The organism is Vibrio hannami (assembly GCF_029589055.1).
GTDB lineage: Bacteria > Pseudomonadota > Gammaproteobacteria > Enterobacterales > Vibrionaceae > Vibrio > Vibrio hannami.
On record NZ_JARQZP010000003.1, the window covers coordinates 281,637 to 295,779 of the forward strand.

At 43.1% G+C, this 14,143-nt stretch carries 12 protein-coding genes; 4 read left to right on the forward strand and 8 right to left on the reverse strand.

Annotated elements, in window-relative coordinates:
- Positions 1 to 30: 30 nt before the first annotated feature.
- Entirely contained in the window at positions 31 to 930 is a 900-nt protein-coding gene (locus P7F88_RS02770) for a LysR family transcriptional regulator (RefSeq protein ID WP_277821826.1), read from the reverse strand.
- A gap of 154 nt (positions 931 to 1,084) precedes the next feature.
- Here P7F88_RS02770 and P7F88_RS02775 point away from each other — a divergent pair, with 154 nt between their 5' ends.
- Complete coding sequence (locus tag P7F88_RS02775) at positions 1,085 to 1,780, forward strand: pirin family protein (RefSeq protein ID WP_277824522.1); 696 nt, start codon at positions 1,085 to 1,087, stop codon at positions 1,778 to 1,780.
- A 31-nt stretch (positions 1,781 to 1,811) separates the two neighbouring features.
- A complete protein-coding gene (locus P7F88_RS02780) occupies positions 1,812 to 2,783 on the forward strand; it encodes a glutathione S-transferase family protein (RefSeq protein ID WP_277821827.1) in 972 nt (323 codons plus the stop codon).
- Positions 2,784 to 2,795: 12 nt separating this feature from the next.
- On the opposite strand, the gene P7F88_RS02785 is transcribed toward P7F88_RS02780, so the two are convergent.
- The 3 genes from P7F88_RS02785 to P7F88_RS02795 all read right to left on the reverse strand — a co-directional run bounded on the left by P7F88_RS02785 (position 2,796) and on the right by P7F88_RS02795 (position 8,157).
- On the reverse strand, positions 2,796 to 5,285 hold the full coding sequence (locus tag P7F88_RS02785; protein WP_277821828.1) for an EAL domain-containing protein: 2,490 nt from the start codon (positions 5,283 to 5,285) through the stop codon (positions 2,796 to 2,798).
- 153 nt (positions 5,286 to 5,438) lie between these two features.
- Positions 5,439 to 6,452, reverse strand: a complete 1,014-nt coding sequence (locus tag P7F88_RS02790) for an acyltransferase family protein (RefSeq protein WP_277821829.1) — start codon at positions 6,450 to 6,452, stop codon at positions 5,439 to 5,441.
- A 259-nt stretch (positions 6,453 to 6,711) separates the two neighbouring features.
- Entirely contained in the window at positions 6,712 to 8,157 is a 1,446-nt protein-coding gene (locus P7F88_RS02795) for a sucrose-specific PTS transporter subunit IIBC (RefSeq protein WP_277821830.1), read from the reverse strand.
- A gap of 497 nt (positions 8,158 to 8,654) precedes the next feature.
- Here P7F88_RS02795 and P7F88_RS02800 point away from each other — a divergent pair, with 497 nt between their 5' ends.
- Positions 8,655 to 8,906, forward strand: coding sequence for an HPr family phosphocarrier protein (locus P7F88_RS02800; protein ID WP_277821831.1), 252 nt, complete (start codon positions 8,655 to 8,657; stop codon positions 8,904 to 8,906).
- Between the two features lie 224 nt (positions 8,907 to 9,130).
- Entirely contained in the window at positions 9,131 to 10,537 is a 1,407-nt protein-coding gene (gene lpdA / locus P7F88_RS02805) for a dihydrolipoyl dehydrogenase (RefSeq protein WP_277821832.1), read from the forward strand.
- Between the two features lie 20 nt (positions 10,538 to 10,557).
- On the opposite strand, the gene P7F88_RS02810 is transcribed toward lpdA, so the two are convergent.
- From P7F88_RS02810 to P7F88_RS02825, 4 genes are all read right to left on the reverse strand, one after another.
- Positions 10,558 to 11,238 (reverse strand): haloacid dehalogenase type II, encoded by a 681-nt coding sequence (locus tag P7F88_RS02810; protein ID WP_277821833.1) that lies wholly within the window; start codon positions 11,236 to 11,238, stop codon positions 10,558 to 10,560.
- A 100-nt stretch (positions 11,239 to 11,338) separates the two neighbouring features.
- The gene (locus P7F88_RS02815) at positions 11,339 to 12,334 is read right to left on the reverse strand and encodes an AraC family transcriptional regulator (protein WP_277821834.1); all 996 of its coding nucleotides are present in this window, start codon (positions 12,332 to 12,334) and stop codon (positions 11,339 to 11,341) included.
- A 25-nt stretch (positions 12,335 to 12,359) separates the two neighbouring features.
- Positions 12,360 to 13,145 (reverse strand): SDR family NAD(P)-dependent oxidoreductase, encoded by a 786-nt coding sequence (locus P7F88_RS02820; RefSeq protein ID WP_277821835.1) that lies wholly within the window; start codon positions 13,143 to 13,145, stop codon positions 12,360 to 12,362.
- Positions 13,146 to 13,251: 106 nt separating this feature from the next.
- Complete coding sequence (locus P7F88_RS02825; RefSeq protein WP_277821836.1) at positions 13,252 to 14,067, reverse strand: Cof-type HAD-IIB family hydrolase; 816 nt, start codon at positions 14,065 to 14,067, stop codon at positions 13,252 to 13,254.
- Positions 14,068 to 14,143 lie beyond the last annotated feature (76 nt).

A 14,143-nucleotide genomic window follows, 5' to 3' on the forward strand; every position in this document is an offset into this window, starting at 1 on the left:
TGCGCCTTTTGCTGGCTTAACTCAAGTGAATTAGTGGTTTTGTAACCAACCGACCTGACAAAGCTTTTCGATAAACCACTCAAATGCTTTACCTTGCTGGTCTTTGTGCCATGCGATATAGATATCCTGATCCGGGCGAGGGATTGCACACTGTTTTTCGACTAGTTCACCAGAATCCAGCATTGGTTTTGCTATGTGTAGTGGCAAAAAACCTATGCCTAAGCCCTGGCGCTGTCCTTCCAATTTGCTATCCATGGAACTGACTCTGAGTACCTGCTTACTTTGGAAGAGTCCACTATCGCGTACAGGCAATATCTGCGAAGTGTCGGCGACAACAACGGAAGGGTATTTTCTCAATTGTTCATTATCAATCACACCTTTGAAGCCTGCTAGCGGGTGTTGGCTTGATACCGCAAACACAAAGGAGAGTGTCCCAATTTTGTGGGTTTTAAACAGCCCTTTTGGTAGCTCTCCGGATACGCCAATAACAATATCGGCTCTTCTGCTGTGCAGAGCATCCCAGCCGCCGCCTAGTACTTCGACGCCTAATGTAACGTCGACATTGTGTTCAAGTTGATTGAACTGAGTGACCAAATCAAACAGTGGCGCTTGGCATATTGTGGTATCGCGCGCGATACGAATTTCTCGCTCCCAGCCAGAATCCAGTTGCTTAACTGAATCAATGAGCCTATTCGTCGCGAGCAAGATTTCTCGGCCCTGTTCCAGTACTAATCGCCCTGCGGGCGTTAACTGTGCTCTTTGCTTACTTCGGTCAAATAGCGTTATATCAAGGTCTTCTTCAAGCTTTTTAATCGTATAACTGAGTGCTGAAGGTACTTTAAACAAAGACTCTGCAGCAGCGGCAAAGCTGCCCTTTTTGTCGATAGCGTCTAACGCCTGAAGTGCTTCAATTGTGATGGCCTGATGCATCTGCTTCCATGTTCAAATAATTTGAATTAATAATTCAAAATGTTCCGATTTTTAAATGAATCTAGCACAACTAAACTTAGATTCAATATCAAGAAGCAATACAATTAGATGGTGTTGTACTTTGATTAAAAAAATTGAAGATGAAGAGGTAAACATGATTACTGTACGGTACGCACAAGATAGAGGACAGGCAAATTACGGTTGGCTCGATACCAAATACTCATTTTCGTTTGCTGACTACTACGACCCTGCTCATATGGGTTTTTCTTCCCTAAGGGTTATCAATGATGATCTCATTTATCCGGGCGCGGGTTTCGATACTCACGGCCACCGTGATATGGAAATTATTACTTACATCACCGATGGAAGTATTGAACACAAAGATAGCGAGGGGAATGTACGGGTATTGCCCGCAGGGGAATTTCAATTGATGTCCGCTGGCAAAGGTATCTATCACAGTGAATACAATGCATCTCAGGTCGACAAGCTGGCTCTTTTGCAAATCTGGATAGAACCAAACGAATTTGGTGGAACACCGGGTTATCAGCAGAAAGATTTTGGTCACGATCAAGGCATTACTACTATAGCAACACCAACGGGTGAAAATGGAACACTACAAATTAAACAGGACGCTAAGTTGCATCAGCTTATCCTTGAGCCTGGCTCAACAATAGACTTTGATATTGAGCTAGGAAGAAACGTGTATGTTCATCAGGTTACTGGGACGCTCTTAGTTGATGCAACAAGCCTGAGTCCTGGAGATGGAGCGAAAGTTGAAAATCAAGATAGCTTAGAGCTAAAAAACAGCGGTGACGACACCGTTACTGCACTTATATTCGATTTACCTTAGTATCAGCAAAACCTGGGACAGGAGAGTAAAGATGGGCTTACTAGTTAACGGTGTATGGCATGACAAGTGGTATGACACCAAATCAAGCAAAGGGACTTTTCAGCGCGAAGATGCACAGTTGAGAAACTGGATTACGGTTGATGGTTCTGCAGGGCCGACAGGAGAGGGTGGTTTTAAGGCTGAATCAGGCCGTTACCATTTGTACGTATCTCTTGCTTGTCCCTGGGCACACCGAACTTTGATATTCAGAAAAATCAAGGGGCTTGAAGAGCATATAACGGTATCAGTTGTAAGCCCGGATATGCTGGAAAACGGTTGGACTTTTGATAAATCTAATCACAGTACAGGCGATCATTTATTTGACTACGACTTTCTTCATCAGGTCTATACCCGAAATAAGTCTGACTATTCCGGTCGAGTAACAGTGCCCGTTTTATGGGACAAAAAACTGAACCGGATTGTGAGCAATGAATCGTCGGAAATCATTCGTATGTTTAACTCTGCATTTGATGAAGTCACAGGGAACACACTGGATTTCTATCCGGCTGAGTTGGCTAGTGAAATAGAAGAGGTTAATAACTTCGTTTATCACAATATCAACAATGGTGTTTATAAAGCGGGATTTGCTACCAGTCAGGAAGCCTATGTAGATGCTTACACAGCGCTTTTTGATGCACTGGGTCAGTTAGAGGAAAAATTAGCGGATCAAAGATACCTGATTGGAGATCAAATCACCGAAGCCGATTGGCGCCTGTTTACCACTTTGATTCGGTTTGACGCTGTTTACGTTGGTCATTTCAAGTGCAATCAAAAGCAAATAGAACAGTATAAAAATATCCGTGGGTATATGAGGGAGTTATATCAGTACGTGGGCGTTGCTGAAACAGTCGATTTTTACCATATTAAACGTCACTACTATTTCAGCCATACGATGATAAACCCGACACAAGTGGTACCGTTAGGGCCGGACATCGATTATATGTCTGAGCATGGAAGGAGCTAGGGCTAGCAGACCCTAGCGACTATTAACTAAAGCCTTGTCATCTGCTTCAGCGTCCAGAAATTGCTGTTGGAAACTTTCCACAGCAATTGCCTGAGACCAGTAATATCCCTGCCCAACACAACCACCCAATTCACGAATCATGGCTAGCTCTTCTTTTGTCTCTATCCCCTCAACTACGACCCTAGCTCCTAAAATATCAGCCATGTTGAGCAGGGTTTTAACGATTGCCTGATTGGTGACATTATTCTGTATCTCTTTAACAAACATCATATCTACTTTAACTTCATCGACTGCCAATTGGCTGAGGTAAGCCATTGAGGAATACCCTGTACCAAAGTCATCTAGCGAAATAGCAAAGCCGAGTTGTTTTATCGCGCCTATTTTCTTTATTAGTTGTTTCGAATTATCCAGTTCCTGAGACTCCGTTATTTCCAATGTAATGCGGGCAGGGTCAACTGCATACTGGGTGCTGGCATGTTCGAGGTGATTGATAAAATCCTCTTGCATCAGATCGATAGCGGATATGTTTATGGACAAACTAAAGTGTTTTGGTGTGTTCACAATCCAGGCAAACATCTTGTTGATAGCGATAAGAGTCAGGCTGTGAATGAGTCCACTTTGTTCTGCCAACGGAATAAACACGTTGGGAGGCACCATACCGAGTTGTTTATGAGGCCAACGCATCAAAGCTTCGCCACCGATGACTTTGTTACTCGTAATATCTACCTTAGGTTGAACAAAAATATCAATTTCCTGATTTGCGATAGCTAGCCGTAACTCGTGCAAAATATGAATATGAGTTTCTACTTTCTCAATCATTTGCTTGTTGTACGGTAGCCATGGCATTCCACTTTTTTGCGCCTCTAACAGTGCCATATATGCTTTTTGGTGAAGGTTTGTGATATCGTCGTCGCCACACTCAACACTTGCAGCTCTCACGTGAATATCTGAAAAATAGAGGGTATCCGCTAATTCAACCCGCCAGATTTCAAGCAACGTTTTAACCTGTTGTTCAACACTAACTTCATTATCTACAAATACCATGGTCTGCATAGGTGGAATAGAAATGCCGAAGTGGCTTTTGTTTAGGTGAATATTAAGCTGCCAGGGTAGCCTGGATACTTTTTTGCCGACCTTCAGCATTACACTTCTGGTTTCAGTGGCTACCTTATCGGTACCTAATGCACTAATAAGGTGATCCAAACCTTCCATGTAAATCAAAATAAGCCGAATTTTTGTTGTGTCGACTTCTTGTTCTCGGAATTGCTTTTTAAGAGCATATTGGTAAAAGTTCTGATTTGGCATGTTCAGGGTTTGATCCAGAAGGCGATGCTGTCTGTCTTGTAGCTCATGATATTGCAGGCGTTTGGCAAGGCCAATAGACAGCAGGTACAGTTCACCTAAAACGCCAAGCATAAAGGCGTGCATTGTCACCATGTTTTGTGGAATCAGATTACTGTAGGTAAGAAAGCCAACACTAGCTCCAAAACAGGTGCTCAACCACGATAGAAGATAGTATGAAGCGGGATAGTATTTATGTTTAATAGCAACGATGGCAGAGCTAATACATACGTAACTGACAATGATGAGCATTACAGTGGTGACGTACATTCTTTGTAGCTCAGTTATTTGAAAATTGACAACAAGCAGAAACAAGAATATCCAGACACTTTTATTGAGCGCCATACCAAGCCTTGGACGATATTTTTTGATATCAAGAAAATGTTTGGCAAACATAAGTGCACACCATAACAACATTAGGTGCATGGTACCCATGTTGTTGGCCAACAAGCGCACAAACTGGTCTGGAAATAGCAGATACCCAAACCCGTGCAAAGGTGCAAAGTTCAGGAACATGAGTAACTGAAACAGCAAGTACCAGCCATATTGTGCGCTGTTAAAGTTGAGAGAGAAAACAACGGCATTGTATATTGCCAGGGCCAGAAATATGCCGATGGTTGCCCCCCAAAACAGGAGCGTTTGCGTCTGAGTGTCTTCGAATGTCTGCGTATCCATCAGGCTAAGCGGTAAAATCGCAGGGCCATCGCTTTGCTTTCGTATTAGCAACGTAATTTGCTCTTTGGGTGCCATAGTAAATTTGAATACCACCCCCTGATAGAGCTCGTTTGTAGCCGGTCGGCTATGGATGCCAAGCAGCTTCGATTGAATTAACTCCCCATCTCTAAACAAATAAATATCAAGGTGTTGTAACAGGTGATTTTGAGACACCAGAGCTAGATCTTTGGGATTACTGAGTTGTGAGGCGAACAGTTCGATTTTATACCAGTAATTATCGGTATTTGGATTGATGGAGGTTTGATATAACTTGGAATTAAAGGTTGTCAGCTCAAAAATTTGTTCTGCGTTGCGGTCGTTGTGATCGACTAGCGTTGCCAGAGGAGGCGGCAGATTTAAGTGTTTAAAGTCGTCATCAATCCTCAGACCTGAAGCTGATAAAGAGTGGCTCAATAGAACTAAAACAACCCAAAGATATCTGATCATATCCTGACTCTAGCCAATGACATTTATTTACTATTCTTTTTTCTATAGGAATTTTTATTCCCTTATTAGAAAGCATATGTCACAGCTGGGATATTTCAAATATGAAGGAAGATACAGAGGGTGAAACGACTTACACCCTCTGTTGATTTTATATTATGAAGCTTGAAGAGGGGATGGCTTACCAGTTAAACGGAAGCCTCGTCCGATTGTCCACTTGAAGTATCTGTTAATGATAGTAACAGGTAGCATCAAAATAATGGCTGTCAGAATAGTAATGGTAAAACCAAGCGCTAATTGTATTGCCGGAGTGATCTCCAGCTGTAGCTGATTGAATACGGTGTAAATAATTTTCTGTTGTATAGAAAACACTTTTCCGTGCAAGCAAAAATAAAGCAGCGAATTTGAACCAATAAAGGTTAGAAATCCACTTAGTTTGTCTACTTTCTTAGAAACATAGATACAGATAATCAGGCCAAGCAAGGTGATGACTAAACCATCTAACACATAGTTCGTGGTCGTAAAGCTTACATGTTCTGCAAAATTTCGATAATGAGCAGTAACTAGCGGAAGATAAACTAAGGCAGATATTATCGCTACTTTGGCTGTTATTATACGAGCCAAAACTTGTTCATATTGTTTATAAACAAAACCCAGCGACATATAAAACACAGAGGGTGCGATTAGCTCAATATGCCAGGGGATTGGTGCCGAGTTTATATAATGATTTACCGCCATAAAAAGCGTCGAAAGTGCGATTAAAGCAACGCCTTTTGTGTACTTGACCATAAAATAAAACGGTATTGTAGACACAAACAGGCTCGCCAGGAACCAAAGACCATCGTCATGCCCGCGTATTTGCATAAAGAAGTTGTAAAACGCTTCTGCAATTGGTGGCTTGTCTCCAAAAGTTAATATCTGTGTAAGAACTATATTGATAACGCCATAAATAAAAAATGGGATCAGAATGGTTCGGAATCTCTGTTCGATAACTTCAATAAAGCTGTATTTTGTGTTGAACAAGTAACCAGAAACAAAAAAGAAAGTGGTTAAGAACATTGGCGTGAAATACGCCATGAGTGTTTCATTGGTAAAATCGAGATGTGAGTAAATAATCATGAGGAAAGCCATTCCTCTTGATATATCCACCCAGGCTATTCTTTCTTTCATATATCTTGCTCCATACATCCGGAGGATGAGCTGGTGAGAGTTTGGGAGCGGAATATAAACGGTTTATGTCATTGAAAAGTTATGGGTTGGTCACTTTGTCGGAAGTATTGTGCTGGACATTCTCAGTGTTTTTGTTCGGATTGGATCTATAGCTACTGTCAATGTATTTGGAGTCAGGTAGGCTTTGCAGAAGAAAAAAGCCCGTTGAAAAATCAACGGGCAACATCATCAAACGGGAAGTTCTCTTTGAGTTATTGTATTAAGCGGCTGCTTTTTGAAGTTTTGCTTCTTTAGTTTTCTGACGAGCGCCAAGCACAATAGTCAGACCAAAAGAAAGCGCGAATGAAACCAGCATGCCAATCACGTAAACGCTAATGCTGTCAGGGCGGATAGAGATAATACCCGGCAGACCTGCTGCACCCAGTGCTTGAGCTTTAACATTGAACATTGTCAGGAACGCACTTGATACCGCTGCTGCACAGATTGCTGCGATGAACGGGTATCGTAGCTTAAGGTTTACACCGAACATTGCTGGCTCAGTAATACCTAGTAGGGCAGTGACACCTGATGGCATCGCAACACCTTTGGTTTTAAGGTCTTTGGTTGTAAAGCCAACCGCTAGCGCTGCACCACCCTGAGCAATGTTAGACATTGCAGCAATAGGGAAGATGAAAGTACCACCTGTGATTGCGATGTCTGCCAGTAGCTGAGTTTCGATAGCAATGAAGCTGTGGTGCATGCCTGTAATTACGAACGGAGCGTAGATAAAGCCAAACAGTGCGCCACCAACGAAGCCAGCTGAATCGTATAGCCAGTTCAGACCGTCACCAAGCAGGAAGCCGATATCACGTGTAGCCGGGCCAACAAGTGTAAACGTCAGGAAGCCAGTGATAAAGATTGCCAGCATTGGAGTCAATAGGTTATCCAGTACCGATGGGATAAACTTGCGAAGGCCGTTTTCGACTTTAGCCAGAATAAATGCTGATACAAGTACTGGTAGTACAGAGCCCTGGTAACCGACTTTTTGAATCTCAAACCCGAAGATGTTCCAGGTAGGAATGGTTCCAGCAACACTTGCGCCACCGAAGCCCCAACCGTTCAACAGGTCTGGGTGAACCATCAACATCCCCAGCGCTGCACCAAGGAATGGGTTACCGCCGAATTTTTTAGAAGCAGAGAAGGCTAACAGAACAGGTAGATAAACAAATGGGGCATTAGCAAATGTGTTGATCATGCTCGCTAGATCTGCCATACCTGGGTATGCTTCGATCAGCGATTGACCTTCAATAAACAGTCCAGAAGCCGTTAGTAGGTTGAAGATACCCATCAACAGGCCACCCGCAACGATAGCAGGAATAATAGGTACGAAGATATCTGACAAACCTTTAACTGCACGTTGAACCACGTTCTGCTTTTCCGCGCCCGCAGCTGCTACGTCACGGGTAGACATGTCGGCTAGGCCAGTAAGTTTGGCCAGCTCTGCATGAACCTGATTCACGATGCCTGAACCAAAAATAATTTGGTACTGCCCGGCAACCTTGAACTGACCTTTCACGCCTTCTAGATCTTCGATTGCCTTTTCATCGACTAGAGATTCATCTTTAAGAGCCAGGCGCAGACGCGTTGCACAGTGAGCCAGCGCTTGGATGTTATCTTTACCGCCAATCAGCGATAACAGTTCTTTTGCTACAGCAGGGTAATTCATATCTTACTCCGGTTGTCTTTTATCGAGTATTCGAATTCAATCTTAAGTGTATCGGGAACGTTTGCAAACCGAATTCTCTATTTATTTTATAATTAGTCAAAAGGCGGTGCGGTAAAGTGTGATGGAGCGCTCAGTATTTCTGTATCGATTAAGAGCCTTGTAATAAGGGTGTTGTGAGGTTTTATTACAGGTTTCTGGGGGAGGTATGAAGAGAAACGGCCAATAAGCACTTGAAAAAGCACAGAGTTCAATGCGTTATGTTTAGATGATATTTTCTATTTTAATTGAGAACGTTCCCGCTTGTAGGGCGAGATGGTTAGATCGAACTAGAACAGAATGAAATTGAGATAAATTGGAAATGATGAGCCGGAGAAGAAATATGGACATCACATGTTACAAATAGAATGGTGATTAGTTCAATAAATCGGGCACAGATCTCAGAAGTTAGGAAGAATAATAGGTAAAAATGGAGGCAATTAATTCAAGGGGTAAAAAATATGTATAAAAAAACTGCAGTAATCACAGCTGAAAATGGTCTACACACTCGTCCTGCTGCACAGTTCGTTAAAGAAGCGAAGAAGTTTGCGGAAGATGTAGAAGTTGTATCTGGTGGTAAAGCTGCGTCTGCAAAAAGCTTGTTTAAACTTCAAACATTAGGTCTAGTTAAAGGAACTGAAGTAACGGTTCAGTCTCCTAACCAGCAAGCGGTTAATGAGCTAGCTAAATTCCTAGAGAATGTTGAAGGCTAATCAAGCTAATACATTTTGAGTTATTTCTGAAAAAGTGCAGTTCCTCCTGCACTTTTTTAATTTCTGTTTCCAATAGTAAACACCCCTATACAGCATTCTGCTAACCATTCTTCCTTGTTTCAATAAAATTTATCGTTGTATCTCTTGTTATTTGTAGATAAAGTTTCGTATAGGAAACTATATATGCGCGAGTATACGTAGCGTATTAAATTTAAGGACAAATAATGACAGAATTAATTAGTGTAGATGTATCCGTACTTGGCGGTGGGCCAGGTGGCTATACAGCGGCGTTTAGAGCAGCAGATTTAGGGATGAGTGTTTGCCTTATCGAGCAACAAGCTACATTAGGCGGTGTTTGTGTCAATGTTGGGTGTATCCCGTCAAAAACACTTCTGCATGCCAGCAGCTTTATCGAAGAGGCTAAAGAATCGAATAAGATGGGCATCTCTGTTGGTGAGGTTGATATCGATATTGAACAACTACGATCTCATAAAGAGCAAACTGTTAGCAAACTGACATCAGGGCTAGCTTCACTATGTAAAGCGCGTAAGGTTGTTCGTGTTCAGGGACGCGGAGAATTCAGGGACAGGAATACACTTACGGTTAATAATGGCGAACAGACGATCGAGTTTAAGCATGCGATTATCGCGACTGGTTCTCGTCCTGTATCCCTTCCTTTTGCTCCTGAAGATAAGCGAATCTGGAACTCTACCGATGCTTTGGCGTTAAAAGAAATTCCAAGCAAATTGCTCATTATTGGCGGCGGTATCATCGGAATGGAAATGGCGCAGGTTTATTCGGCACTGGGCTCTGACATCACAATCGTCGAAGCTTTAGAGCAAGTGATTCCTCCGGCAGATAAAGATGTTGTTATGCCGCTGAATAAAACGCTAAAGAAAAAATACCAGATCTACACCAAAACGCTTGTTACAGATATGGAGTCAGATGATTCAGGAGTTAAAGTCTGTTTCGAAGGTTCCAAAGCACCAGAATCCGATACATTTGATGCTGTGCTGGTGGCAATCGGCCGTACTCCTAATACGCAAAATATTGGTCTCGAAGCTTTAGATATTGCCGTTGATGAGAAAGGTTTGATCGCTGTTGATAGTCAGATGAAAACGGCTGTTTCGAATATCTTTGCTATTGGCGATATTGTCGCCGGACCAATGTTAGCCCACAAAGCGACACATGAGGCAAAAGTAGCATCGGAAGCTATCTCTGGGTTGGATTCTCACTTCAAACCATCCTCAATTCCGTCGGTCGCTTATACCTCTCCAGAAGTGGCATGGACGGGATTAACTGAAAAAGAAGCGAAGGCGAAAGGCGTAGAGTATAACGTTGGCAAAGTACCCTGGATGGTGAGTGGCAGAGCGCTGAGCGTTGGCGCAGAAAATGGTGTCACCAAGGTGTTGTTTGATAAAGATTCAGGGAAAATAGTTGGTGCAGGAATTTGCGGTGCTAATGCAGGTGAAATGATTCACGAAATCTCTGTTGCGATAGAAAGTGGAGCAACGTTGAAAACTCTGGCTCACACAGTACACGCTCACCCGACACTTGCTGAAACCGTTGCAATGGCGGCTGAATTGGTTGACGGTTCGGTGACGGACATGCTTCCACAAAGAAGGCGATAATGATGCGAAACAGTAAATTATTAGTACATTTTGCCCAATTTGATGATCTCATCTACGATATCGTGCATGGAATCTGCCTTAATATCAGGTTGGATGTAGAGCGGGTTGTATGGTGAATTAAGGCGGTCGATATAAGCCGCCTTTAGTCCGACAGAAAGCGCACCGTGAATGTCCCAGTCGTGTGTTGCGACAAGGCGGAGTTGCTCTTTTGGCTGGCCTAACTTCTTAGCAACATACTCATATACTCTCGGGTCGGGCTTGAAGCTCCCCGTCGCTTCAACCGATACAATTTCATCAAAATAATCAACTAAACCCGCATTGTTGATCTGCGATGTTATAAGTCGCTGTGATGAATTAGAGAACGCCACAGTTTTATAACCAGCTGTTCGCAATTTGCTCAGTGCGCCTATGATGTCACAGTGCGGTTGCAAATTAGCAAAGCTCCCCAAAATGTTCTGGCTTTTCTCATCTGACAAGTTTACGCCGAGTCGGGAAGCAACATCTTTGAGTGCGATTTTTGCCAGTTCTGCAAAGTTGGTTTCTACCCCAGTAACGACACATACTGTCGAGCTGTGTAACAAAGTCGAAAACCAGATACTGGCAACTTTCTCATCTCCAAATGCATCTTTAAATTTAGATTTTAATGAATCAAGATTTAAGACGGTTTCGTTGATATCAAAAAGGATAGTGTCTAAAGCCATAAACCACCTGGGGTACTGGTGTTTACTCTGATAGAAATCAGCTTACTTGCTTGTTATGGAAAGGGCAAAGCTTTAACAACCTAGCTGATGAGTTTTATATCTAGTGACAGGTTTCTCTATACATACCAGGAGAAACACCTTTCCATGAGCTGTACGCCCGGATAAAAGAATTGGACTCGCTGAATCCCAGCAGGAATGAGATTTCTGCCAGAGACATGGCTGACTTTTCCAGATAGTGATCGGCGAGTTCTGCCCGCACGGATTGGAGAACCGACTGGTAAGTTTCTGCTTCTGATGTCAGCTTTCTCTGAAGCGTTCGCTTACTCATAGCGAGCTTTTCTGCGACATACTCAATGGAGCTCTGGCCACTCGGCAGCGCTTCGATCAAAACTGCCCTTACTCTGTCCGAGGTGTCTGCGCCGGATGTCATGTCAGCCAACTTCTGGTTTAACTTGGCCTCGAAAAACTCCCACATTGGCGCGTTTTGAGTCATAAAAGGTCTGCTCGCATCCTCTGCTGAAAAGCGCATTCCCACATGCTTGGCTAACTTGATACGACAGCCAAAATACTCTTCGTATTCTTTTATGTTTTCTGGTAGTTCCGTCAACTGAACTTCAAGCGGTACTATATGTTCGCGCGTTGCTAAGCGGGACAACTGAGTGAAAAACACCATCTCACATAGACTCAGGGAGCTAGGCAATTTCCCCTGATATCCATAACAACTAATCTGAAGAGAAGTTTGTTTATCTGTTTGCTCAATATCTAACAGCATGGGTCCGATTAACGGTTTGTACTGCTTTAAACGAGCCAATGCTGTGTTCAGATCCGGGCTACAGATAGAAGCAAAGATTGGTGCGTCAAAAGACTCTGCTTTCATATGCTTTGCGAATAGCAACGGGGTACTTTGCTCTCCCGCTGCTTTATCAATACCTTGCCAGAGCTGAAAATATTCCAGCGGAGTAAGCGTAGGCTGTCCTCTGTTAAAAAGATCTGCGGGCAGTTTGGAGTGCGCTAGAACCGCGTTGATGTCTATCTGCATATCTGTAAGTAGCAGCTTCCATGATGGAGCTAATACAAATCTGTTGGCTCTTTTCATCGCGCACCTCTTATTATTTTTTAAGTTAAGCCGACTTTTCCATTGCCTGACGAGATATCTTCAACACCATTTTTCTTGGTAAGAAAGGAATAACCCAGTTAAGCATAAACTTCAGGCTTCCTTCGTTAAAGGCGACCAGTTCGCCTTTTTCCATTGCATGATAACCACATTTTGCTACGGACTCTGGGGATTTGGCATTCTTCCAGATATCAACACCATCCAAATCACCAGCAGAAACAAAACCGGTTGCTACTGCTCCGGGGCATAATGCTGTCGCGGTAACGTTGTACTCTTTTACTTCTTCAGCAATAGCTTGGGTAAATGAAGTTACATAAGCCTTGGTGGCATAGTATACCGCCTGTAGTGGGCCTGGTATAAACGAAGCTGTGGATGACACATTCAGGATCTGTCCTTTATTTCTCGCCACCATCCCTTTCAAATAATAGTGAGTCAGGTTGGTTAACGAAACCATATTTACCTGCATCATCGACTGATCTGCTTCAAGTTCACGTTCATGAAACAGGCCATGGCCACCAAAACCTGCATTGTTAATCAGTGTGTCGATCTGCAAGCCAAGCTGTTCAGTTTTATCAAAAATGCGCTTTGCGGATTCAGGTTGAGAAAGGTCTTCAGCCAATACAGTGACGTTGACTTTGTATTGAGATTCCAGCTCAGACTTTAGTTCAAGCAGTTTGTTTTCAGAACGAGCAACAAGAACCATGTCACCGCCTTTCGTTGCGTGAATGCGAGCCAGTTCAAGACCGATGCCACCAGATGCGCCAGTAATAAGTGCCGTGTTTGAAGTTGCCATTGTAAGTTCCTCACCGTATTGATTTGATGAGCGTATTTTAAGCAATCCGATTGTGTCACACACTAGCCAATAGTGACAGCATGCTAGCAAAGTGTGCCATTCAGTCTTAATCGATAGGGTTGAGGCTTTCCAGATAGTTGCGGATAACAGTTAATACACCGTAATCTTTATTCGATGGGGCGATGTGACGGGCGTATTTCTTTACTTCTTCATGAGCGTTTTCTACCGCGTACGAGTGGTAACTCTGCTGTAGCATTTCTATATCATTAAAGTAGTCGCCAAAGCTCATGGTTTGTTCGAAAGTAAAACCAAGAGAGTCCTGAAGATGTTTTATCGCTGCCCCTTTAGACGCCACCGCACTCATGACATCAAGCCAGATCTTGGCACTCACCACAACTTTGTGGTTATGTCCGAACTTAGGATCTACAACCGAGTGGATATGTTTTTCTGCGCCATCAAAATGACAGATTGCGACCTTAATAAACTCATCCTCAACTTCAAGAAGGTTTTCTACATATCGACACTGCGCATAATATTTTGCGAACTCCTCAAGCGCCTGAGGGTTTTCAGTTTCAACATAAGCAGACTTTTTACCGCAAAGCACAATATGAGCACCTTCTATCGAGCGAGCTGTGTTCACTATGTCGGCGATAGACTCATTACCCATGGTACAGCTATATAGTTCATTCCCCTGGTGCATTACCATAGTGCCGTTCTCTGCGATAAACATCATTCGATCCTGAACTGGTCCAAATGTCTTAATCAGGCTGTAGTACTGGCGTCCGGATGCAGCTGCAAAGATGATGTCGTTGCTTTCCATTTCTGAAAACAGGTCGAAAAAATCGGGATTCAACTCACCGTTTGTATCCAGCAATGTTCCGTCCATGTCTGTGGCAATAAACTTTACTCTATCTGATGTCATGACTCTTACTCGAATATAAGAAGGGGAAGCAGTATCAGGGCTACTCTTAAGTTGCGGGTAAAATATAGGAATTTGG